Origin of the sequence: Nocardia sp. NPDC058114, assembly GCF_042884695.1 — a bacterium.
Lineage (GTDB): Bacteria > Actinomycetota > Actinomycetes > Mycobacteriales > Mycobacteriaceae > Nocardia.
Genome location: NZ_JBHVTK010000007.1, coordinates 260,312 through 285,494, shown reverse-complemented (window position 1 = coordinate 285,494; position 25,183 = coordinate 260,312). Strand labels below are relative to the sequence as shown.

Sequence of the window (25,183 nt, the reverse complement as noted above, 5' to 3'; positions counted from 1 at the left end):
CCAGAGGTGAACGCCCAGCTCCAGACATGAGAACGCAGGTTCGCTCATGATCCAGTCCTCTTCGCATGCGTCGGATGCCGTCGCACCCGAAGGCCCTTTTCCCTTGTCGGCCGCCCAGCGCGGCATCTGGTTCGCCCAGCACATCGCGGGCGATACCCCCATCTCCATCGCCCAGTACGTGGAGCTGTCCGGCGCGGTCGACCTCGCGCTGCTGATCGACGCGGTCCAGCGGACCGGTCGTGAGTTCGGTACCGGCTATCTGCGGCTGGTCGATATCGACGGTCACCCCCATCAGGTCGTCGATCTGACCCTCGACGACGACGTGGCCGAACTGGATCTGCGTGACCGCCCCGACCCGGAAGCGGCCGCGCACGCGTGGATGCGCGCCGAGTACACCGCACCACTGGATGTGATGCACGACCGATTAGTCCGCATCGCCCTGGTGCGTGTCGCCGAGGATCGCTGGTTCTGGTACGCGCGCATGCACCACATCGTGCTGGACGGGATGGGCGCGCTGGCGCTGGTTCAGCGCGTCGGCGAGCTCTACAACGCCGCCTTCGACGGCCGTGAGCCGCCGGCCACCAAGGCCGAGCCGTTGCAGAAGATCGTCGATGCCGATCTGGCCTACCGCACCTCCGGCCGTTTCACCACCGACCGCGACTACTGGCGCGAGCACCTGGCCGCGCTGGCCGATCCGGTGACGCTCGCCGGCCGCGACGCCGAGGTCGACGCCCACCCCAACCGGGTATCGGGCGCGCTGCCCGCGGAGACCGGAACCCTGCTGGATTCGGTTGCGGCATCGGTGAATTCGGGTGTCGCGCCGACCGTGGTCGCGGCCTTCGGCGCCTATCTCGCCGCGATGACCGGCGCGCCGGAAGTGGTGCTGAGCCTGCCGGTCTCCGCGCGGACCTCGGCGACCCTGCGTCGTTCGGGCGGCATGCTCGCCAATGTCGTGCCGCTGCGCGTGCGCCTCGATCCCACCACCACCGTCGGGGCGGCGATTCTCGCCGTGCAGAGCGAGCTGACCGGCGCGTTGCGACGCCAGCGCTACCGCCAGGAGGACATCGTCCGAGATCTCGGCTGGGCGATGGACGAGGCGGCCTCGTTCGGCCCCGCCGTGAATCTGATGATGGTGGACACCAAGATCGCGCTGGGCCCGGTCGTCGGGCGGCTCCACGTGCTCACCTCCGGCCTGATCGACGACCTGTTCGTCAACCTGTACCCGGGCGTCGGCGGCGAGAGCACCCACATCGACCTGCAAGGCAACGCGAACCTGTACAGCGACGCCGACCTGGCGGGCCATCACGAGCGATTCCTGCTGTTCCTGCATCGGTTCCTCGTCGCCGGGCCGGACGCCCCGCTGTCGACGGTGCCCGTTCTCTCGGATGCCGAGCAGGCGGCCTCGGTGCCCGCGCGCGGCCCGGCCGGCGTCGCGACGCGCACCCTGCCCGAGATCCTCGCGGCGGGCGCCGCGCTCGACCCGGACGCGGTGGCGCTGCGCTGGGGTACCGACGACACACTGAGCTATCGCGAGGTCGACGACTACACCAATCGCCTGGCCCGCCTGCTGATCGCCGCCGGCGCGGGGCCTGAACACGCGGTAGCGCTGTCGATTCCGCGGTCCGCGGAGTCCGTGCTCGCCACCGTCGCGGTGGCCAAGACCGGTGCGCCGTTCGTTCCCATCGATCCGACCTACCCCGACGATCGCATCGAGCACATGATCGACGACAGCGGGGTGGTCACCGGCTTGACGGTCGACGAGGCGCGAAAGTCGCTGCCCGACAAGGTCGATTGGCTCTCGCTGGACGACCCGTTGATCACCGCCGAACTCGCCACCCATGACCCCGCGCCGATCACCGATGCCGACCGCACGGCCGCGATCGCGGCGGATCAGGTCGCCTATGTCATCTATACCTCCGGGTCGACCGGTCTGCCCAAGGGCGTGCTGGTCTCGCATCGCGGCCTGGCGAACCTCGCGGCGAGTTCGGGGGCCGGGTTCGGGGTCGAGCCGGACTCTGTGGTCGCCCACGCGGTCTCGCCGAGCTTCGACATCTCGGTCGAGGAGATCGTGGTGACGCTGGCCGCCGGTGCCACCCTCGCGGTGGTCCCGCCGTCGGCCTACGCGGGTGAGGACATGGCGCACGTGCTGCGCACCCACCGCGTCACCCATCTCAATGTCACCCCGGCGGTTGTCGGTTCACTCGACCCGGTGACGCTGCCCGACCTGCGCACGATCGTGGTCGGCGGTGACGCGTGCCCGCCGGAACTGGTGGCGAAATGGGCCGGGCGCTCGCTGATCAACGGGTACGGGCCCACCGAAACGACCATCACCACCACCCTGAGCGAACCGCTGGTGCCCGGCGCCCCGGTGACGATCGGCAGCCTGGTCGGTGGCGTCTGCGGCCTGGTCCTTGACCCGTGGCTGCGCCCGGTACCGGCGGGCACCGTGGGTGAGCTGTACCTCGCGGGCCCCGGTGTCGCGCGCGGCTACCACCGGCGCAGCGGCTTGACCGCGAGCCGGTTCGTGGCGAATCCGCACGCACCCGGCGACCGGATGTATCGCACCGGCGATCTGGTGCGCTGGACCGACGCCGAGGGCCGCGTCACCCTGGAATACCAGGGGCGCAGCGACTTCCAGGTGAAGGTACGCGGCTACCGGATCGAACTCGGCGAGATCGATGCCGCGTTGCAGCGGCTGCCCGAGATCGACTTCGCGATCACGCTCGGTGCCGAGTCGCCGACCGGCGCCACCGCGCTCGTCGCCTATGTCACGGCCGAGCCGGGTGCCGAGGTCCATCCAGAAGCGGTGAAAGCCGCTGTCGGCGAAACGCTTCCGGCCTATATGGTGCCCGCCGTGGTGATGGTGCTCGACCGGGTGCCGCTGACCCCGCTCGGCAAGGTGGACCGAAAGGCATTGCCCGCACCGGACTTCGGTGCGCGCACCGTCGCGAGCCGGGCTCCGTCCACGCCGCGCGAGGAAGCGTTGGCAGCCCTCTTCGCCGAGGTGCTCGGACTCGGCACCGTCGGTGTCGACGACAGTTTCTTCGCGCTCGGTGGCGACAGCATCGTGTCGATCCAGCTGGTCTCGCGGGCGAAGGCCGCCGGTATCTCGTTCAGCGCCCGCGATGTCTTCGAACGCAAGACGGTCGCCGCGCTGGCCGCTGTCGCCGACGACACCCAGGTACCGGTGGTGGACGAGCTGCCCGGCGGCGGGGTCGGCGCGGTGGAGCTCACCCCGATCGTGCACGCGATGGTCGAGCACCCGGACACCTGGGGACGCTACGGGCAGGCCGTCCTGATCGGGCTGCCCGACGGTTTCGACCGTCCGCGGCTCGCGGCGGCGCTCCAGGTGCTGCTCGACCAGCACGATCTCCTCCGCTCGTCGCTGCGACCGACGGCCGACGGCTGGGAATGGGTGGTGGCCGAGCCCGGTGCGGTCGACGCCGAGGATCTGATCGAGGTGACCCGGGCCGACACCGAGGACGCGGTCGAGCGCGCCTTGCAGAACGCCGCGGACCTACTCGATCCCCCCGCGGGTGTCGTCGCCCGGTTCGTGTTGGTCGAACGCGCCGACGCCGCCCCACTGTGCTGGCTGGTCCTGCATCACCTGGTCACCGACGGTATCTCCTGGCGAATCCTGTTGCCGGACTTGGCGACCGCATCCTTCGGCGGCACGCTCGACCCGGTCGGCACCTCCTTCCGCCGCTGGGCGCACAGCCAGCCCGAGAACGCCGCGACACGTCTCGACGAACTGCCGATCTGGCAGCGAATCCTGGCCACACCCGACCCGCCGTTCGCCCGCACCGACCGTCGCAGTGCCCACCGCGCGACGACCACCTCGACTCTTTCCGATCGGTCCGGCGACACGGCCCAGACCGCCGCGCCGGCTACCGCCTCCGAGCTGTCCGACCCGGTAGCGGAGACCGCCTGCGCCTTCGACCCCGCCCTCGACATGGTCGCCACGATGGCGCAGTGGCAGTCGACGGTGCCTTCGGACGTCGCACAGACCGTCTTGCACGGCGTGCCCGAGCAGTTCCATTGCGGCGCCGACGATGTGCTGCTGGCCGCGCTCGCCATGGCCGTATGCCGATGGCGCGACCGCACCGGCGCACTGCTGACGCTGGAGGGCCACGGCCGCGACGAATCCCTGCTGCCCGGCGCCGATGTCGCGCGCACGGTCGGCTGGTTCACCAGCGTGTACCCGGTCGCACTCGACCTGACCGGGATCGATCTCGGCGACGCGTTCGCCGGCGGCCGTGCGGCGGGTTCGGCGATCAAGGCCGCCAAGGAGCAGTTGCGGTCGGTCCCCGATCGCGGCGTGGGCTTCGGCTTGCTCCGCTATCTGAACGACGAGTCCGCCGCGGTACTGGCCGGCGCGCCGACACCCCAGCTGAGCTTCAACTATCTCGGCAGGGCGGTGACCGGCGACGATCCCTGGGTTCCGCGACGTTTCGCCGCGACCAACGACGACCGAGCCCCACTGGCCGCCGTCGTCGATATCAACGCGGTGCTGACCGATGCCGGGCTGGAAGTCACCTGGGCCTACGCGAGCAGACTGCTCGACGAGGCCGACGTGCGCGCGTTGGCCGAGCTGTGGTCGCAGGCCCTGCGCGCACTCGTCACCCATGCCGCGACCGGCGACGCGGGTGGCCGCACCCCCTCGGATTTCGCGCTCGTCACGGTCGATCAGCCGCAGATCGAGCGCTGGGAGCACACCTACCCGGCGCTCACCGACGTCTGGCCGCTCTCGCCGCTGCAATACGGCCTGCTCTTCCACGCGCTCTACGACTCCGACACCGCCGACGGTTACACGGTCCAATCACTGCTCACCCTCGCGGGCACGGTCGACGCCACCCGGCTGCGCGGTGCCGCACAGGCGCTCGTCGATCGGCACGAGAACCTGCGTGTGGCCTTCGTCGAGACCGACGACGGCCCGCGTCAGCTCGTCCTGTCCGCCGCCGAGATCCGTTGGGAAGAAGTAGATCTCACCGAGATCGCGGACGAAGACCAGCGAGCTCGCGAGCTCGACCGAGTGATCGAGCTCGACGCGCTGACCCGCTTCGACCTGACCCGGCCCCCGTTGCTCCGCTTCACCCTGGTCAGGACCGGCGCGGAAACGTTGCGGCTCATCATGACCAATCACCATCTGGTGCTGGACGGTTGGTCGACGCCGCTGCTGGTGCGGGAGCTGCTCACCCTGTACGTCACTGCGGGCGACACCTCGATGTTGCCGCCCGCCCCGTCCTACCGCGACTTCCTGTCCTGGCTCGGAGACCAGGATGCGGAGGCGTCGCTGTCGGCGTGGAAGCAGGCCATGGCCGGGATCGACACGCCGACCCGCGCCGTCCCCACCCTCGTCGGCATCGAGTCGACCGAGACCGCGATGCTCTCGCACGATCTGTCCTCCGCCACGGTCGCGGTACTCGAATCCGCGGCCAGAGAAGCGGGTGCGACCGTGAACACGCTGGTCCAGGCCGGTTGGTCGCTACTGCTGGCCATGCTCACCGGTCGCACCGATGTGGTGTTCGGCGCCACGGTGTCCGGTCGGCCGCCGGAGCTGCCCGGTGTCGAGGAGATGGTCGGGCTGTTCATCAACACCGTCCCGGTGCGGGTGACGCTGGATCCGTCGGAAAAGGTCCGCGACCTGCTTGCTCGCGTGCAGGCAGAGCAGGCGCGGCTCATGGACCACCAGCACGTCGGCCTCGCCGCCATCCACCGCGTGGTCGGGCTGGCCGAATTGTTCGACACGCTCACCGTTTTCGAGTCCTACCCCATCGATCGGGAGGCGCTGTCGCAGGCCTTGGACATCGCGGGCATGCGGGTGCTCGATGTCGAGGGCACCGACGCGACGCCGTACCCGTTGAACCTCATGGTGATTCCGCTGCGCGGCGAGGCCGGTGCGGGCGACGCCCTGCGCATCACGGTGAAGTTCATGGCCGATCAGCTGGAACCCACTGCGGCACAGATACTCCTGGACCGGTTCGTCCGGGTGCTCACCCAACTCGCCGAGAATCCGCACACCCTGGTTTCGCAACTGCGAAATTGCAGCGACGCCGAACTGGCCACGCTGGCACCGGTGCACGGGCCACCGCCCTTGCCGATGCGCACGCTGCCCGACATCCTCACCGCAGGCGCGCGCATCGATCCCGACGCGATCGCGGTCAGCTCGGGCGAGCTGCGAATGAGTTACGGCGACCTCGACGCCTGGTCCAACCGGTTCGCCCGGGTCCTGCTCCGCCGCGGGATCGGGCCTGAGATCTTCGTCGTGCTCGCGCTCACCCGGTCGCTGGAATCGGTGGTCGCCGTGTGGGCACTGGCCAAGACGGGGGCGGCCTTCGTCCCGCTGGATCCGAGCTATCCGGTGGAGCGGATCGAGCACATGCTCACCGATTCGAAGGCCCCGATCGGCGTCACCGTGACGGCTACCGGCGAAGACCTGCCCGGGTCCATCGACTGGCTGCTGCTCGACGACCTGAACACCATGCGCCGCGCCATGCTGGTCTCGGACGCGCCGATCACCGACGCCGAACGCGGCGGCCCGCTCGATATCGACCACACGGCCTACCTGATCTACACCTCCGGTTCCACCGGCAAGCCGAAGGCGGTTCTGCTCAGCCATCGCGGCATCGCGAATCTCGTTGCTGCCCAGCGCGAAACCCTGGCGCTCGACCCGACCGCCAGCGCACTCCAGGTCGCCTCTCCCAGCTTCGACGCCTCGGTCTTCGAGATGCTGACCGCGCACGCGGCGGGTGGACGCCTGGTGGTCTCACCGCCGGAGGTCTACGGCGGCGGCGAACTCGAGACGCTGCTGCGCACCGAGCGGGTCACCCACGCGGTGATCACCCCGTCGGCGCTGGCGACGATGGAGCCCACCGATCTCACCGAGCTGCGGGTGCTGTCGGTGGCCGGTGAGGCGGCCACCCCCGAGCTCATCGAGAAGTGGGCCGCGGGCAGGCGGATGGTGAATCTGTACGGCCCCACCGAGTTCAGCATCTGGGCAACCGGTCCCGCCGAACTGCTCCCCGGCGAACCGGTCACGATCGGCGGACCGATTCGCGGTGCGACACTGGTGGTGCTGGACAGCTGGTTGCGTCCGGTGCCGGTCGGCATCGCCGGTGAGCTGTATCTGGCCGGGCCCGCGCTGGCGCGCGGCTACTTCAACCGGTTCGAGATGACCGCGAGCCGGTTCGTCGCCAACCCGTTCGGCGTCGCCGGGGAACGGATGTACCGGACCGGCGACATGGTGCGCTGGGTCACGGGCGAGAACGCCGCGCTCACCCTGGAATACCTGGGCCGCAGCGACTTCCAGGTGAAGATTCGCGGCCTGCGGATCGAACTCGGCGAGATCGACGCGGTGCTCTCGCGCGACGCCGAGGTCGACTACGCGGTGACGATCGGACGCGAAGGACCGGCGGGCGCCACCGTGCTCGTGTCCTACGTGCTCGCCGTGCCCGATGTCGCACTCGACACCGAACGGTTGCGCGCTCAGGTCGCGGCGGAACTGCCGGGATACATGGTGCCCGCCTATATCGTCGTCCTGGACGATATCCCGCTCACTCCGGTCGGCAAACTGGACCGCAAAGCCCTGCCGATACCGGACTTCTCGGCCACCCAGCAGTCCTACCTCGCACCGCGCACACCGATCGAACAGGCCGTCGCCGCGGTGTTCGCCGATGTCCTCGGCAGCGAACGGGTGAGCGTCGACCAGTCCTTCTTCGAACTCGGCGGCAACTCGCTGAGCGCGACGAAGGTTGTCGCCCGGGTCAATTCGGCGCTCGGCTCCACCATCGCGCTGCGTGATCTCTTCGACGCGCCGAGCGTCGCCCAACTGTCGGCGCGGGTCGTCCCCGCCGCCGAGGGCAGTCCTGGCCTGCCCGCGCTGGCTCCCCGCCTGCGCCCGGACCGCATCCCCCTGTCCCCCGCCCAGCAGCGTATGTGGGTGCTCAATCAACTCGACCCCGACTCGTCGGCCTACAACATCGCGATCGCCCTGCGCCTCACCGGAACCCTCGATGTGGAAGCCATGCGCCGCGCTCTCGCCGACGTGGTCGAACGACAGGAGAGCCTGCGCACCCGCTATCCCGCCGACGCCGAGGGCCCGCGTCAGGTTGTCGTCGGCATCGATACCGCGGTTCCGTCGATGCCGCTGATCGACACCGAAGACGGCGCGCCACTGCGTGAGCAGATCAACGAACTGGCAGGCACCGGCTTCGACCTCACCCGTCAGGCACCACTGCGTGTCGGCCTGTTCCGCCTCAACAGTCACCCAGCCCAGACCGGACCCCGCAATGCCTATCGATCCGAAGACCCTGTGTCAGTGCATGTCATCGTCCTCGTCGTACACCACATCAGCGCCGACGGCGCATCGATGGCCCCCCTGGCGGCGGACCTGGTCGCCGCCTACTCGGAGCGGGTGTCGGGTACAGCACCCACGCAGCCGCCGCTCACGGTGCAGTACGCGGACTTCGCGCTGTGGCATCGCGAGCTTCTCGGCAGCGCGACGGATTCGGAGTCCGTGGCAGCACAGCAGATCCGGTACTGGCGCGAAACACTCGCGGGCGCACCGGATGCGCTGGAACTGCCCACCGATCGCCCCCGTCCGGCGGTGCAGACCATGAGCAGCGACGATATCGACTTCACCGTCGACGAACAGACCCACCGTGCGCTGATCGACTTCGCCGCCGCGAACAATGTCAGCGTCTTCATGGTCGTCCACGCCGCCCTCGCGGTGCTGCTGGCCCGGCTCGCCGGTACCGGCGATGTCGTCATCGGCACGCCGATCGCGGGTCGCGGTGCGGCCGCGCTGGACGATCTCGTCGGCATGTTCGTCAACACCCTCGCCCTGCGCACGCCGGTCGACCCCGGCACCGGCTTCCGGCAGCTGCTCGCCACCGTCCGCGACACCGACCTCGACGCCTTCGGCCACGCCGACGTACCGTTCGAGCAGCTCGTCGCGGCACTCGACCCCACCCGGTCGACCGCCCATCACCCGCTGTTCCAGGTGTCGCTGTCGCTGCAGAACTTCATCGAACCGGTGCTCGAACTGCCCGGGCTGCGTTTCGAGGTCGAGGACTTCGACCGCCGATCCTCGGCCTTCGACCTCACCCTGGACCTGCGCGAACGGTTCGACGAGACCGGCCCGGCGGGCATCGACGGCGTCCTCACCTACGCGACAGATCTGTTCGACGCCGCCACCGTCACCTCGTTCGCGACCCGATGGCGGCAGGTGCTCGCCACCGTCCTCACCGACATCGACATCCGCCTCGCCGATATCGACCTCCTCGCCGAATCCGAACGCGCGGAACTCGTCCCGGTCCACGGCCCCGCTACCGCGGGCACGACGACCTTGGCCGACCTGCTCACCGCCACCGCCGCGACCTTCCCCGACCGACCAGCCCTGGTTGCCGGCACTGCGACGGCCACCGCGACCCGGGCCACCGGCACCATCTCCCCGACCGAGCCCACCTCCGCCGACGCCGCGGCACAACCCACACAGGTATCCGACACGATCACCTACGGTGCGCTGCACGCCCGGTCGAATCAGTTGGCCAGGTTGCTCATCGAGGCGGGAGCGCACACGGAATCTGTGGTAGCCCTCGGTCTCCCCCGGTGTGTCGAGCTCCACGTCGGCATCTGGGCCGCGGCGAAGGTGGGCGCGGCGTTTCTGCCGGTCGACCCGAAACATCCGGCGGACCGCATCGACCACATGCTCTCCGATTCCGGCGCGCGAGTCGGGATCACCCTCGCCGCATACCGGCCGCAGCTGTCCGACACCACCCACTGGCTGATCCTCGACGACCCCGGCTTCGCCACCCGCGTGGGCGCCACCGACGACGCGGACCTCACCCCCGCGGAACTGCCGGTTCCGATCAGGGTCGAGAACCCGGCCTGGATGATCTACACCTCCGGCTCCACCGGTACCCCGAAGGGCGTCACCGTCACCCATCGAGGCTTGGCCGACCTGGTCGCCTCCCAGCGCACCGACCTCGCCCTCGACGAACACGCCCGGGTGATGCAGGTGGCCTCGCCGAGCTTCGACGCGTCGATCTTCGAGGCGCTCATGGCCTTCGGCTGCGGCGGCGCCTCGGTGATCGCCCCGCCGGATGTCTTCGGCGGCGCCCCCCTCGCGGAACTGATCGCCGCCGAGCAGGTCAGCCACATGGTGATCACGCCGTCGGCACTGGCCACCATCGATCCCGCCGACGTGTCGAGCCTGCGGGTGCTCGCGGTCGCGGGTGAGGCGGTCGGCCCCGATCTCGTCGCGCGCTGGTGCGGCGGCGCCGGCGGGCGGACGATGGTCAACCTGTACGGCCCGACCGAATACACCATCTGGGCAACAGGTTCCGCGCCGCTGTCCGCTGCGGAGCCGGTGACCATCGGCGCTCCCGTTCGCGGTGCGTCCGCACTCGTCCTCGACGACCGCCTGCGCCCGGTACCCGTCGGCGTCGCGGGTGAGCTGTACCTCGCGGGCACCGCGCTCGCGCGGTGCTACCACGCGCGGCCGAGCTTGACGGCAGCCCGATTCATCGCCGACCCCTTCGGCCTGCCCGGCGAATGCCTCTATCGCACAGGTGATCTGGTCCGGTGGACTCGCACGAACACCCCGGTACACAGCGTCCGCGCCACTCGGTCCGACAGCCCCGCCCTGTCCGAGAACCCCGCTGGCACGTCTCCAGGATTGGCGCTGGAATACCTCGGCCGCACCGACTTCCAGGTGAAGGTGCGCGGCCAGCGCATCGAGCTCGGCGAGATCGATGCGGTGCTCGGCGCCATCGACGGTGTCGATCTCGCGGTGACGCTGGGTGTTCCGGGGCCCACCGGCGCCACCGCCCTCGCCGCCTACCTGGTGCGCATGCCCGGCGCCGACCTCGACATCGCACATATCCGCGCCCTCGCCGCCGACACGCTCCCCGCGTACATGGTGCCCGCCGCGTTCGTGGTGCTGGACGAGATCCCCATCAACGCGGTCGGCAAACTCGACCGAAAAGCACTGCCGGAGCCGGTGTTCGTCACCGACGACACCCCGTACCGCGCACCGGAGACGCCGACCGAGCTGGTACTCGCCGAGGTCTACGCCGAACTGCTCGGTCGCGCACGGGTCGGCATCGACGACTCCTTCTTCGCCCTCGGCGGCGACAGCATCCTGGCCATCCAGCTCGTGACCCAGGCGAAGCTGCGCGGCGTGCACTGCACGCCGTTGCAGGTCTTCGAACACCGCACGGTGGCGGCGCTCGGTGCGGCCGTCGATGCCGCCGAGACGGTGGAAGCGCTGGCCGAACTGCCCGGTGGGGGCACCGGTGACCTGCCGCTGACACCGATCGTGCACTACATGGTCGAACGCGGCGGCGACTTCGACCGGTTCGCCCAGACCGCGGTGCTGGAACTGCCCGTCGGCATCGAACGCGAGCAACTCGTCGCCACTGTCTCGGCCGTGATCGACCGGCACGACATGCTGCGAGCCCGCCTGTGGGCAGCCGAGGACGGCTGGCGGCTGCGCGTGGCCGACCCCGGTTCGATCGAGGTCGACGCACTGGTGCACCGCACGGCCTTCGACGCCGCCATCGACCCGATCGAGCTGCGCGAATACGCCCAGACCGAGCTCGACTCCGCGATGAACCGACTGAATCCGGCGGACGGGGTCGTCCTGCAGTTCGTGTGGCTGGATCCGGTCGGCGACGCCGGCGCGCACACCGGGCCCGGACGCCTGATCATCGTCGCGCACCATCTCGCGATCGACAGCGTGTCGTGGCGAATCCTGGTGCAGGACTTGATCGCCGCATGGGCCCAGGTATCGGCGGGCGCCACCCCGATCCTCCCGGATATCGGCACCTCGATGCGGCGCTGGTCGCACGCCATGACCGAGCAGGCCCGTTCCGAGCGGCGCCGCGCCGAACTCCCGTACTGGCAAGCGGTGGTGCACGGCCCCGACCCGCTGCTCGGCGCCCGTCACCTCGATCCAGGCACCGACCAGGGCCAGACCGTCCGCCGCCTCGACATCGAGGTCGACGACAACACCACCACAGCGCTGCTCACCACCCTGCCCCGCCTGTTCCAGGGCAGTGTCACCGACGCGCTGTTCGCCACCCTGGCCGTGGCGCTGGTGCGCTGGCGTGCGCGCAGAGGCGTGGACGAGCCCTCGGCGCTGCTGCGTCTGGAAGGCCATGGCAGACAGGAAGAAGTCGTGCCCGGCGCCGATCTGTCGCGGACCATCGGCTGGTTCACCAACCTGTACCCGGTGCGCCTCGATCTCGCCGACATCGACATCGACGACGCGCTGGCGGGCGGCCCCGCCATGGGCGCGGCCATCCGCCGGGTCAAGCACGATCTGCTCGCGGTCCCCGACAAGGGCATCGGATTCAGCCTGCTGCGCTACCTGAATCCCGAAGCAGCCGAGCATCTTCCGACCCGGCTCCCCGGCCAGATCTGTGTGAACTACCTGGGCAGGCACACCTCGGTCGACACACCGCCCGGCCTGGAAGGTCTCGGCTGGCTACCCACCGACGCGCTCGGTGAGCTCGAGGCGGCCGAGCATCCGGAGGTGCCGATCATGTCGCCCATCGATATCAACGCCATGGTCGTCGGCAACCGGCTACAGGCCGACTTCGGTTACGCGGCACAGCTGCTGGATCGTGCGGACGTCGCCGAACTCGCGCAGCTCTGGGTCGAGGCACTCGACGCGGCGGCGCGATTCGCCGAAACCCCCGCGGCCCAGCTCGCTTCGGCCGACGAAGCCGCCGCCATGACCGCCCGCGCGGCAGCGGTCGCGGAGCCCGGACCGACCGGACTCGGTCTCGACGTGCTGCTACCGATCCGCCCCGACGGCGATCGACCCGCGCTGTTCTGCGTCCACTCCTCCTCCGGAATGTCGTGGAGCTACCTGGGGTTCGCCGAACAGCTCCGGCCGGGCCGCCCGATCTACGGGCTCCAAGCACCCGACCTCAGCGGCCGCGAACCCTCCGCCCGTTCCATCGAGGAATTCGCCCAGCGCTACGTGCGCGAGATCCGCGCGGTGCAGCCGAGCGGCCCCTATCACCTGCTCGGCTGGTCCTTCGGCGGACTCATCGCCCAGGCCATGGCGGTGCAACTGCAGGCGGCGGGCGAGCAGGTCGGCGTCGTGGCACTGCTGGACACCGATACCGCCGACATCGACGGCGACACCATCGAGCGCCTGTCGCCGGGTGCCTTCATCAACACCTTCGGCGCCATCTTCGGCATCGACGACGTGCCCGCCGAATCGACCGCCGAACAAGCGGCCGAGCTCATCACCGCCCGGCTCGGCGGGGTCGAGCTCATCGACGCGGCCACGATCGAGCGCATGGCGGGCTCCTACAACGCCTCCGCGGGCACCCGGACCGGATATCAGCGCCCGGTCTACCACGGCGACGTCGTCTATTTCCGCGCCACGGTCGATCCCGCCGAATGGATGGGCCCCGACGGCTGGCGGCCCTACGTCACCGGCGCCATCACCGACCACGACGTCGACGTGACCCACGACGACATGACCAATCCCTACGCACTGTCGATCATCTCGCCACTGCTCGATGACCACTTGGAAGCAGGAGACCGGATATGAGCGTCGAACACACTCTCGTGCAGAGCAACCCGCGCACCGGCGGCGTCGTGGTCGAAGGGATCGAGAAGTCCTTCGGCGACGTGCACGCGCTGCGCGGCGTCGATTTCGAGGCCGCCCCCGGTGAGGTGCTCGGCATCCTCGGCCCCAACGGCGCGGGCAAGACGACGATGGTGAACATCCTGTCCACCCTCGTCACGCCCGACAGCGGGCGGGCGGTGGTCGCAGGCCACGACGTCGTCGCCGACCCCGCCGCGGTGCGCAAACGCATCATGCTCACCGGGCAGTACGCCGCGCTCGACGACATGCTCAGCGGCTACGAGAACCTCGTCATGTTCGGCAGGCTGATGGGGCTGCGCAAACCGGCGGCGCAGGTCAGGGCCAGGGAACTACTCGGCGAATTCGATCTGGAGAAGGCGGCGAATCGGCGCGTCGGCACCTATTCGGGCGGCATGCGGCGCCGCATCGACATCGCGTGCGGTCTCGTGGTGCGACCCGATGTCGTCTTCCTCGACGAACCGACCACCGGCCTCGATCCCCGCAGCAGACAGGGCGTCTGGGATCTGGTGCGCAGCTTCAAGACCGCGGGGATCACCACCCTGCTCACCACTCAGTATCTGGAGGAGGCCGACGCGCTCAGCGACCAGATCATCGTGATCGACCACGGCGTGGTGATCGCCTCCGGCACCGCCGACGAGCTGAAACACCGCACCGGCGGAAGCTACTGCGAGATCGTGCCGCTGGATCTGGAAGGGCTACCCACCATCGTCGCCGCGCTCGGCTCGCTGCTTCCCGCGGAGAACCTGGCCGCGCTCACTCCCGAATCGGATCGCATCACCATCCCCGCGCCCGACGGTGCCAAGACACTCGCCGAGGCCCTGCGGCGACTCGACAACGCCTCGGTCGAACTCGTCGACATCGCCCTGCGCAGGCCCTCGCTCGACGATGTGTTCCTGCAGCTCACCGGTCACCTCGCCTCGACCGAGGACGAATCGGCGGCCACCCCATGACCGCCATCACCTGGAACACCTCCGTGCGCGCGACACCGGAGACGGTGCAGCAGTGGTGGGTCCTGAGCACCCGGCTGATCGTGCCCTCGATCAAAACCGGCGAGTTCCTCGCCTCGGTGCTCGCGCCCGCGGCCTTCACGGCCAGCTTCTACATCCCGCTGAAAACGGTGATGACGTTCTCCGGCAACGGTTTCAGCAGTTACGCCCAATACATGATGCCGCTGGTGATCCTGCAGGCCGCCGCGTTCACCGCCATCTCGGCGGCGTTCCGCTCGGCCACCGATTCCGTGGCGGGCCTCAACCGCCGCTTCGGCGCGATGCCGCTGCGCCCGCTGGTTCCGGTCGCGGCGCGGATGTCGGCCAACCTGTTCCGGCTGCTGATCGCGCTGGCCGCGGGGATCGCCGCGGGCTATGTGATCGGCTTCCGATTCCGGCTCGACGCCGCGCACACCCTCGGCTATCTGGCATTCTCGGTACTCATCGGACTCGCGTTCACCCTCGGCGCGGATGTGATCGGCACGCTGTCCAAGAGCCCCGAAGCCACCTCGCAGGCGCTGCTGCTGCCCCCGTTGATCTTCGGCATGCTCTCGACCGGTCTCGCACCGGCGAGCCAGTTCCCGGAGTGGATCCAGTGGTTCGTGCGCAATCAACCGGTCTCCCAGTTCGCGATCGTGTTGCGCGCGCTGGCCGGTGACACCAAGGGCAACGCCGGGACGGTGACCTGGTCGCTGGTGACCCCGTCGCTGCTCTGGCTGGCCGCGATGCTGGCGATCTGCGCGCCGGTGGCCATCCGGCTGAGTTCCAGGAGGGCCTGATGGCAGAACACTCGGAGACCTCGGCGGTGTCGCTGCTACGGCACACACTGATCCAGACCGAGCGGCTGCTGGTGCGCTGGGCACGCAACCCGGTCACGCTGCTCGAGACCTTGCTCATCCCCTGTCTGCTGCTGGTGATGCTCAATATCGTGGTGGGCGGTCAGATCGAGAAGTTCACCGGCGACGATGCCCTCTACGGCTCGGTGCCGATGGTCGCCCTCGTCGGCGCGCTGTCCGGCGCCGTCGCGAGCGGCGTGCTGCTCGGGCGTGAACGCGACGCGGGTCTGCTGGCCAGATTCTGGGTGCTGCCCGTGCATCGTGCGTCGGGCCTGATCTCGCGCATCCTCGCCGAGGGCTGCCGGATCCTGCTCGGCACCGTGACGGTGCTGATCGTCGGCTACCTGCTCGGGTTCCGCTTCCACCACGGTCCACTGGCCGGCCTGGTATTCCTGGCGATCCCCGTGGTGTTCGGCCTCGCCTTCGCCACCATGGTCACCGCCGTCGCCGTCTACAGCGCGAAGGCCTCACTGGTCGAGGGCATCACGATCCTGGCCTCGCTGATGATGTTCTTCAGCACCGGATTCGTGCCGCTCGTCGCCTTCCCGACCTGGATTCAGCCGGTGGTGCGCTACCAGCCGATGTCGGTGGCCGTCGACGCGATGCGCGGACTGTCCGACAAGGGTCCCATCGCCGTACCGCTGCTGCTCACCCTCGCCTGGTCCGGCGCCGCGCTCCTGGTGTTCGCCGTGCCCGCCGCCGTCGGCTTCCGGCGCGCGAGCCGCCGGTAGCTCGGCCCGCGGCATTCACGCCGTCGGCTACGCAGTACCCTCGTGCGCATGCTGGCGAGCGTCCGAAACCGCACCCGATTCCGTCGCACCGCAGAGCAGGGCGGGCGCGTCCGCTCACGCGGCGTCGTCGTGGCTGCCGCGGTGCTGTGCGCCGCCGTGTTCACCGCGGGATGCGCGGACAAGCACGACGACGCGAGCACGATCATCCGCACCACCACGAATATCGCCGGTGCGGGCGTGGTCGGGGCCGATCGCGACACCGCGACCGCGTGCCCGTTGCCGAGTGCGCCCGACGCGGGCCCCGGCGGCACCCGAACGGTGACTCACACCGCCGGTACCTCGCAGGTTCCCGCCGACCCGCAACGCATCGTCGTGCTCACCACCTCGGCGCTCGACGCGGCCTGCGCGGTCGGTCTGTGGGAGCGGGTCGCGGGCGCGGTGACCCTCGACGGCGACCGTTCGCAGCCGATGTACCTGGGGTACGGCGTGGTGAAGGTGCCCAGCATCGGACCGATCGGTCAGCCCGATCCGGCTCGCATCGCCGAGCTGAAGCCCGATCTGATCCTCGGCGACGTCGCACCGGCCGCGGGCGGGTACGAGGCGCTGAGCAAGATCGCCCCCACCGTGCTGATCGGTGCGGGCGGCAGCTGGCAGTCCGATTTCGCCGCTTATTCCGCGGGGATGAACCGCAACGATGCCGCCGAAACCGCCCTGCAGAACTACCTCACCGAGGCGCACGACCTCGGCGCCGCACTGAACGCGCGCCAGTCCCAAGCTTCGGTGCTGCGCTTCACCGCCGACACCACGCAGGTCCAGGGCGCCGAAACCTTCGCCGCCCACGTCCTGTCCGATGTCGGCGTCCAGCGTCCGACCGCCCAGCGCGGACCGTCCTTCGACATCACCGAAGCCGACCTCGCCACCAAAGCCGAAGGCGACGTCATCTACGTGATGTTCGACGGCCCGGACGGCGAGAAACACGGCAAACAGGTCCTGCGCTCCGACCAGTTCGAGGAACTGGGCGCCTCGACCGACAAGCGGGTCTTCGCGGTCGACGACAAGATCTGGCACACCACAGGGCTCACCGCCGCCCGCGCGGTCCTCACCGACCTGCGCAACAGCCTCAACGGTTACGTCACCGATTGACTCCCAGCTGACTCCCAGCGTCTTCGCAGTCCCAGCGCAGTCCACCTGCTTAGCGTGGTCGGCAACAAGGCAGCGAAGGAGCAGCTATGGGTGAGCACGATCTGGGACTCGGGCACGATCTTCGAGTGATGTCACGGCGGCGAGCGCTGAGTTTCCTCGGCGTCGCCGGGGTCGCGGCAGCGGCGGCGGGTTGCGCGGCCGCGACCGACAGCTCCGGCACGAGCACGAGCTCGGCCGGCAGCGCCACCTCCGCGTCAGCGCAAACACCCGCCGCGGCACCGCAGGAGACGGCGGGCCCCTACCCGGGTGACGGTTCCAACGGACCCAATGTCCTGATCGAATCCGGTGTGGTGCGCTCCGATATCACCACCAGCTTCGGCGCGTATTCCGGTACCGCCCAGGGTGTTCCGATGACACTCACGCTGAATCTGCGCGACCTCGTGAAGAACGCGGCAGGCACCGGAATGGCGGTGTACGTCTGGCATTGCGACCGCGAGGGCCGGTACTCCCTCTACACCGAGGGCGCCACCGAACAGAACTACCTGCGCGGTGTCCAGGTGGCCGACGACGACGGCACCGTACGGTTCACCTCGATCTTCCCCGCCTGCTACGCCGGGCGCTGGCCCCACATCCACTTCGAGGTCTACGACTCCCTCGCCACCGCGGTCGCGGGCGACAACGCGCGCCTCACCTCCCAGATCGCCCTCCCCCAAGACGCGTGCACCGCCGTCTTCGACGCCGACTCCGGCTACGTGAACAGCACCCGCAACCTGTCCGGCGTGACCCTCGCCTCCGACGGCGTCTTCGGAGACGGCTGGGACGCCGAACTGGCCACCGTCACCGGCACTCCGGCCACCGGCCTGTCCGTCGCACTCACCATCGGCGTAGCAGAAAAATCCCAGAACACCCAGTCCGACAACGGTTTCCCGGGCTCGCCTCCCTCCGGCAACGGGGCGCCGGGCGGCCCACCGCCCGGCGGCCCAGCACCCCGCTGACGAGTCCGCGGGTACTGACGCTGAACGGTCGGGTAGCCGTGAGCCCGCTATCCTCAGGACGCGACTCTGTCGCGCCATCGCTGGGGAGGGTCGATGAACAACAGCCGCACTACGTCTTTGCCACGGCTACCGGACTGTTCGCGGCTGGCAACGTCGACCGCAGCCCTCGGTACCGCGGTACTGATCGGTGGCGTCACGCTCGGCCTCTACAGTCGGTTCCTCGCCGCGGCGAACCCGGTCACGCCACAAGACGATGCTCCAGCCGAGCTACCCGATGCCCTGGGAATGTCGGCCATCGTGGTCGGCGGCGCGGCACTGCTCGTCGTCGCTGTCGTTCTCCTGGCGGCGCGACGACTGCGCGCCGCAGGTTTCGGCAACCCCGGCGTGACGATATATCTGGTCTCGGCCGTCGCCATCGGGCGCACAGTGCAACTGCACGTTCCGTCCGTCACGGAGCAGATATTCGAGCACTACACAGCCTTTCCCCGGCTGCCCACCGCGCTCGCCGCCTGGGTTCTCGTGTGCCTCGGCATCCTTGCCCTCTGCTATCCCCTCACCGTCGCACCACGTTTCACACCGACGACGCGCACGATCGCGGTGCCTGCCACGATCGGCCTGCTGCTGTGCGCGCTTGCCACCGGCGCGGCGCTGCGGGCCGGTGACGACGACCGGTCCGTCGACCATCGCACCGCCGCTTCGGTAGTCGCACCGCCGATCCCGAATCGACTGGGGCAAGAGCGATTTCGCATGGACCTGGAGGAAGGAAGCAGCACAGTCGTCGGTGGTCCCGGCTTCGTCGTCGGCACCACAGCCGGCATCACGGCCTATGACGGAGCGACGGGCACTTTCCGCTGGAACTACCTACGGCCGGACGCCGCCGAAAGCGGTGTTTTCCACCGCGCGGAAAACCTGCTGTCCATCCCGGCCGAGAATGTTGTCGTCACCAGCTGGAACCACCTGGGGTGGATCGCATTCGACGCCACCACCGGCGAAAAGCTCTGGACCGAATCCGAATTCGCCGATGACAGCCGATCCGAGATGCGAGTCGCCCGAGGCTTCGGCACCGCCGGCGAAACCGCGCTTGCCTTGGTCGATGACGAACTCTTCGGCGTTTCGCTCGGTAACTTCGCCCGGTACGACGCTCGCACCGGGCGACACATGTGGTCCGAACCTGCCCCACCCGAGGGTTGCGCCAAGAAGGGGTCGCAGATCGCGGTTACCGCCCCCGCGGTCTACCGCCTCCTGATCTGCCGCAATGCGGAGTCCGCGTGGACCACCGTTCTCGCACTCGATCCCGCTACCGGCACGCAGATCGCGAAGCGGGATCTCCCCAACCCCGACCCCGATCGCGCACCGACGGTTTCCGTGCGCAAGGACGCGCTGTCGGTCGACTGGCGCTACCGGAACGCACCGCTCGACCACCTGGTCGTCACCTCTCCCGAACTGCTCAGCATTGCCGCCGTCACAGCCGGCCATGTCGAGGTGATCGCCCTCGATCCCGCGACCGGCACGGTCGTCACCATCTCCGGGGATACCGGAATCACTCTGTCGGAGGGTGGGGATCCAGCTCGGTCACGGGCCGACCCCGTAGCACGATCGGTCAGCCTGAAACCGTCCGACTCGATGCTGCTGACCGAAGAACTGGTCACTGTCAGGGGGGAGCAATTGCGTACCTGGCGGCGAGAAGACCTCGCCGAGAACCCATCCCCGGTACCACTCGGATCCGGACAGGCTTCCCAGATCATTGCCGCACCCGGCATAATCCTGGTCCCCTTCACCGACAAATCCGCAGGCCGACAGCTGATCGGATTCGCGCCCTGACCACAGGCGCCGCACAGCGACCTCAGTGCCCTGAACGGTCCGCGGCGGCGGCCAGTCCCAGGTGCACGATCTCGATGAAGGCCGTGAGATCTCTGATCAGGACGTCGATGTCGCCTGTCGCGCCCGCGTCGGTGTGGAGCCAGTCGGCGACGGTTTCGAACAGGCCGCCGATCGCGGAGACAGCGAGGGCGTGCAGGTCGACGCCGATTCCCGCGGGGGGCACGAATCCGTATTCGCGCCACAGGGTTTCGAGGAACTGGGCGGCCCAGCGGCGGTTGACGCGCCGCTGCTGTTCGACCTTCGCCGAAATGCCGCTGGCCTCACCGAAAGTCACCTTCGCTACCCGGGGGTCGTCGACCATCGAGTGGGCGAAGGCGCCGATCACGGCGGCGACCACCTCGTCGCGGGTGCCCGGGGATTCCGACAGCGCGGTGGCGACCCTGTCCTGCGCGCGTTCGCTCTGCTGCTGCAGCAGCGCCAGATAGCAGTGTTCTTTGCTGTCGAAGAGCTCGTAGAAGGCCTTGTTGCCGACGAAGGCGGTCTGGCAGATCTGCTCGATCGCGGTGTTGACGTAGCCCTCGGCGGCGATCAGGTCGAAGGCGGCGGCCAGGATCTGTTCGCGCCTGCGCGCGCGGCGCTGTTCGGCGTCCAGGCCCTGGATGCGCCGGGAGCGGACTTGGCTCTTGTCGGTCGACGTCACGCAGCTCAGCCTACAGATTGCCGAATATAAACAAGAACTCTTGTTCTCAACAAGACGTCATGCTGTAATCAGCATCACCTATCGAAGGAGATGCCATGCAGCGCAGCACGGCCACCTGCCGGTCGCCCCGGCTCCGACGGCTCGGCGCCCGAGCCCTGCCCCTGCTCGCGATGACGGCGCTGGCGGCAGGGGGTCCGGCGGGCGCCCAGGATTTCGAACTGCCGCCACTGCCGAACGAGGCGCAGGTGTATCCGGCGGTCGTGCCGATCCCCACACCGCAGCACGACCCCTGGTACGCCGATCCGGCCGACCTCGCCGGCTACGCCAACGGCGAGGTGATCCGCAGCCGGGTGGTGCAGACCCACGTGCTCGGCCTCCCGGCTCCCGTACACACCACCCAGCTCCTGCTCCGCAGCTCCGACGTACACGACAACCCGATCGCCACCGCCACCACCGTGCTGATGCCGGGCATTCCGTGGCCGGGTCCCGGTGCGCGCCCGCTGATTTCGTATCAGGAGGCGATCGACAGCCTCGGCCGCCAGTGCAATCCGTCCTACACCCTGCGCGCGGGCATCCAGAAGGAGGTGGCCATCATGAGCCAGTTCCTTGCGGCGGGCGCGGCCGTGGTGGTCACCGATTTCGACGGCACAGAGAACACGATCATGTCGCCCAGCGAGGGCCGGATGGTGCTCGACGGCATTCGCGCGGCCCAGCGCGGCGGTCTCGGGCTCGACGCCGCACCGGTGGGGCTGTGGGGCTATTCCGGGGGCGGCAACGCGTCCGCCTCGGCCGCCGAGCAACGCCGCCACTACGCTCCCGAGCTCGACATCAAGGGCAGCGCACAGGGCGGAATCCCCGGCGACAAGGTCGCGATCGCCCCGTTCGCGATCTCGGGACAGCAGCCGCAAGCCAACTTCACCGGCTGGCTCGCCGTGCTCGGACTGGCTCGCGAATACCCCGAATTCGACGCCCAACTACAGCGATACCTGACTCCGGAAGGCCGCCGAGTGGCCGACGACCTGCGGGAACGTTGTCTCTACACTTCCGTGGCGACCACCCTGCTCCGCCCGATGACGCAGTACCTGACCGATCCGGAGGCCGCGCTGGCCGCCGCGCGACCCGCACTGTCCGCCGCGAGTTTCGGCAGACCCGAGAACACCCCCGATATGCCGCTGCTGATGTGGCATTCGACCACCGATCAACTGCTGCCCGCCGAACTGGCGATCGACACGATCGCCGCCGGCTACTGCGCCCGCGGCGTGAACATGCGGATGATCCGGGTGCCGTTCTCCGAGCACATCAGTGCCGAGATCGTCCCCGAACTGGGCACGGTCGCCTGGTTGCTCGCGGTCACCGCGGGCGCCGACCCGGGGCCGCGAGTATGTTGAGCGCCGCCAAGACCTCGCTACGCCAGATCCGCGCCCTGGCACGGGCCGGGATCATCGATCCGCGTCGTCCCGCGCAGATCCTGCGCACCGCCCGCACCATGCGCGCGTTCGGCCCGATCGCCGGTGGGATCCGTTCCTCGGCGCGCCGCGCACCCGACCGCATCGCGCTGATCTGCGACGGCGAGCGGGTCAGTTACCGGGAACTCGATCAACGCACCGACGCACTCGCGGCCAGCTGGCACGCCGGCGGCCTCGACGCGGGTGACACGGTCGGCGTGCTCTGTCCCGACGGAGTGCGGCTCGTCGAATCCATGGCCGCCACCGCGAAACTCGGCGCTCGACTGGTGCTGCTCAATACCGGCTTCGGCGCGGCGCAGTTGCGTGACGTGCTGGACCGGGAGCGGGTCAGCGCACTCGTGCTCGACCCCGCCCTGTCCACGATGGCTCAGGATCTACCCGAACGGATAGTCCTGCTGGACAGCGTGATTCGCTCCGACGCCCCACCGATCGGCACCCCCGCACAGCAGGGCGGTTTCGTCCTGCTCACCGGCGGCACCACAGGGACGCCCAAGGGCGCACCACGACGAGTCGAATCACCTTTGGCCGCCGCACAATTCGTCGACCGGGTCCCGCTCCGACGCGGGCAGACGGTGCTGCTGTGCGCGCCGCTGTTCCACGGCACCGCGCTGTCCCAGTTCATCCTCTCGCTGAATCTGGGGTCGACGATCGTGCTGCACGGCAGGTTCGACGCCACCCGCGCGCTCGCGCAGATCGCCGAGCATCGCGCCGACATGGTCGTGCTGGTACCGACCATGCTGCGCCGCGTCCTCGATCTGGGCCCGAAGTCGTTGTCCACCACCGATACCAGCTCCCTGCGAATCGTGTTCACCGCCGGAGCGGCGTTGCCGTCGGCGTTGGGCACCAGGGCGATCGACACCTTCGGCCCGGTGATCTACAACTTCTACGGCTGCACCGAAACCGGTACGGCCACCATCGCGACCCCGCGAGACTGGATCGCCGCACCGGGCACCGTGGGCAAACCCCCGGTCGGGATCACCGTCGCGCTCTACGACGCCGACGGCACCCGGATCACCGAGCCCGGCGCGGTCGGCACCGTCTACGTGGGCAACACCATCGCCTTCGAGGGCTACTCCGGTGGCGGGTCCAAGCAACTCCGTGGCGGTTTGATGAGCACGGGCGATCTCGGTCATTTCGATTCCGGCGGAAGGCTTTTCATCGACGGACGCGATGACGACATGATCGTCTCCGGCGGTGAGAACGTCTTCCCCGGCGAGATCGAGGACCTGCTCTACCGGCACCCGTCGATCACCGAAGCGGCCGTGATCGGTGTCCCCGACGAGGAATTCGGTCAGCGGCTCGCCGCGTTCGTGGTGGCCACGGGCGAGATGGACGCCGAGACCGTGCGCGACTACGTGAAAACCCATCTCGCCCGTTTCAAGGCTCCCCGCGACGTGCTGTTCGTCGACGAACTGCCCCGCACGCCCACGGGCAAGATCGATCGCCGCGGTCTGGCCGCGCTCGGCTGAACGGACCAGGCGGCGCCGACGAGGGGTCGGCGCCGCCGGCTCGATCGAGAAAACCACTGGTAGACGGCCGATTGCTATCATGGCCAGCAGTGCTCCATGACGTCGCGACGCCGCTCGGCCACCCCAGCGCTCGAGGAGGAACCATGGCTCAGCATTCCGATGATCGAGTCCCACCCGCATCCGACGACGCCGCCGATCTCGACCTGCCGTGGGCGCCCCGCGACCACCGCCCTGGGACCGCTGACTCAGCGCAGTCCGCGAAAGAACGCGCGGATGTCGCCGACCAGCAGGTCCGGCACTTCCATCGCCGCGAAGTGGCCGCCTCGATCGAACTCCGACCAGTGCACGATGTCGGCGGCGGCGTAGCGCCGGATCGCGATGTCCTCGGCGAAGACCGCGACGCCGACGGGCGTGGTCAGCGGCGTGGTCTCCCTGGAGCGGACGTGGGTGGCCTCGTAGTACAGCGCGGCGGATGAACCCGCGGTGCCGGTGAGCCAGTACAGCATCACGTTGGTCAGCAGCCGATCCCGGTTCACCGCGTCCTCGGGCAGGCCCGCGGCCGGGAACGTCCACTCCTTGAACTTCTCCACGATCCACGCGAGCTGGCCGATCGGCGAATCGTGCAGGCCGTAGGCCAGGGTCTGCGGGCGTGATGCCTGGATCGTGAAGTAGCCGTTGCCCTCGCCCTTGAACCGGGCGAGGCGCTCCAGCCGGGCGAGCTCGGCGGGCGTCATCGTCGCCTTCTCGTCGTCGGAGACCGGGCCGAACGGGATGTAACCGAAGGTCGCGGCATTGACGTGCACGCCGATCACCTTGTCACCGCCCGCGCGCCCCACCTCCGGCGTGACGAACGCGCCCCAGTCACCGCCCTGTGCGCCGTAGCTCTCGTAACCGAGCCTGCTCATCAACTCCACCCACGCCTTGCCGATGCGCGCCGGATCCCAGCCCTCCTCGGCGACCGGACCGGAGAAGCCGAAGCCGGGCAGCGACGGGATCACCAGGTGGAAGGCGTCGGCCGGATCGCCGCCGTGGGCCGCGGGGTCGGTGAGCGGACCGATCACATCGAGGAACTCGACGACCGAACCCGGCCAACCGTGCGTGAGGATCAGCGGCGTGGCGTCGGGATTCGCCGAACGTACGTGCAGGAAATGGATGCGCTGGCCGTCGATCTCGGTGGTGAACTGCGCGAACTTGTTCAGTTCCGCCTCGGCCGCGCGCCAGTCGTAGGAGGTGCGCCAGTATTCGGCCAGCTCGCGCAGGTACGCGACCGGCACACCGCGACTCCACTCGGCGCCGGGCTGCTCCGCGGGCCAGCGCGCGTCGGTCAGCCTGGCCTGCAGACAGTCCAGCTCGGACTGCGGGATGTCGAGGTGAAACGGGATGATCTCGTTGCTCATGAGGACAAC

At 69.1% G+C, this 25,183-nt stretch carries 11 protein-coding genes; 9 read left to right on the top strand and 2 right to left on the bottom strand.

From position 1 onward, the window contains the following. Positions 1-46 precede the first annotated feature (46 nt). The 7 genes from ACFVVI_RS25655 (at position 47) to ACFVVI_RS25625 (ending at position 20,142) form a co-directional block, all read left to right on the top strand. Positions 47-13,573, top strand: a complete 13,527-nt coding sequence (locus tag ACFVVI_RS25655; protein WP_387447204.1) for an amino acid adenylation domain-containing protein — start codon at positions 47-49, stop codon at positions 13,571-13,573. After that, positions 13,570-14,580 (top strand): ATP-binding cassette domain-containing protein, encoded by a 1,011-nt coding sequence (locus ACFVVI_RS25650; protein WP_378633221.1) that lies wholly within the window; start codon positions 13,570-13,572, stop codon positions 14,578-14,580. Before ACFVVI_RS25655 ends, ACFVVI_RS25650 begins: the two co-directional genes overlap by 4 nt. After that, positions 14,577-15,395 (top strand): ABC transporter permease, encoded by an 819-nt coding sequence (locus ACFVVI_RS25645; RefSeq protein ID WP_378991522.1) that lies wholly within the window; start codon positions 14,577-14,579, stop codon positions 15,393-15,395. The genes ACFVVI_RS25650 and ACFVVI_RS25645 overlap by 4 nt, the downstream gene beginning before the upstream one ends. Beyond that, entirely contained in the window at positions 15,395-16,183 is a 789-nt protein-coding gene (locus tag ACFVVI_RS25640) for an ABC transporter permease (protein ID WP_378991521.1), read from the top strand. Before ACFVVI_RS25645 ends, ACFVVI_RS25640 begins: the two co-directional genes overlap by 1 nt. A 48-nt stretch (positions 16,184-16,231) precedes the next feature. Further along, entirely contained in the window at positions 16,232-17,326 is a 1,095-nt protein-coding gene (locus tag ACFVVI_RS25635; RefSeq protein ID WP_378991520.1) for an ABC transporter substrate-binding protein, read from the top strand. Positions 17,327-17,412: 86 nt separating this feature from the next. After that, positions 17,413-18,321, top strand: a complete 909-nt coding sequence (locus ACFVVI_RS25630; RefSeq protein ID WP_387447201.1) for a dioxygenase — start codon at positions 17,413-17,415, stop codon at positions 18,319-18,321. A 93-nt stretch (positions 18,322-18,414) separates the two neighbouring features. Next, positions 18,415-20,142 (top strand): PQQ-binding-like beta-propeller repeat protein, encoded by a 1,728-nt coding sequence (locus ACFVVI_RS25625; RefSeq protein WP_387447199.1) that lies wholly within the window; start codon positions 18,415-18,417, stop codon positions 20,140-20,142. Between the two features lie 22 nt (positions 20,143-20,164). On the opposite strand, the gene ACFVVI_RS25620 is transcribed toward ACFVVI_RS25625, so the two are convergent. Next, the gene (locus ACFVVI_RS25620) at positions 20,165-20,842 is read right to left on the bottom strand and encodes a TetR/AcrR family transcriptional regulator (protein WP_387447198.1); all 678 of its coding nucleotides are present in this window, start codon (positions 20,840-20,842) and stop codon (positions 20,165-20,167) included. A 95-nt stretch (positions 20,843-20,937) separates the two neighbouring features. Here ACFVVI_RS25620 and ACFVVI_RS25615 point away from each other — a divergent pair, with 95 nt between their 5' ends. Together ACFVVI_RS25615 and ACFVVI_RS25610 are read left to right on the top strand one after the other, a co-directional pair. Then, positions 20,938-22,230, top strand: a complete 1,293-nt coding sequence (locus tag ACFVVI_RS25615; protein ID WP_387447197.1) for a lipase family protein — start codon at positions 20,938-20,940, stop codon at positions 22,228-22,230. Further along, complete coding sequence (locus tag ACFVVI_RS25610) at positions 22,224-23,777, top strand: AMP-binding protein (RefSeq protein WP_387447196.1); 1,554 nt, start codon at positions 22,224-22,226, stop codon at positions 23,775-23,777. The genes ACFVVI_RS25615 and ACFVVI_RS25610 overlap by 7 nt, the downstream gene beginning before the upstream one ends. 245 nt (positions 23,778-24,022) lie before the next feature. Here ACFVVI_RS25610 and ACFVVI_RS25605 read toward each other — a convergent pair whose 3' ends face one another. Then, on the bottom strand, positions 24,023-25,174 hold the full coding sequence (locus ACFVVI_RS25605) for an epoxide hydrolase family protein (RefSeq protein WP_378991514.1): 1,152 nt from the start codon (positions 25,172-25,174) through the stop codon (positions 24,023-24,025). Between the last annotated feature and the right edge of the window lie 9 nt (positions 25,175-25,183).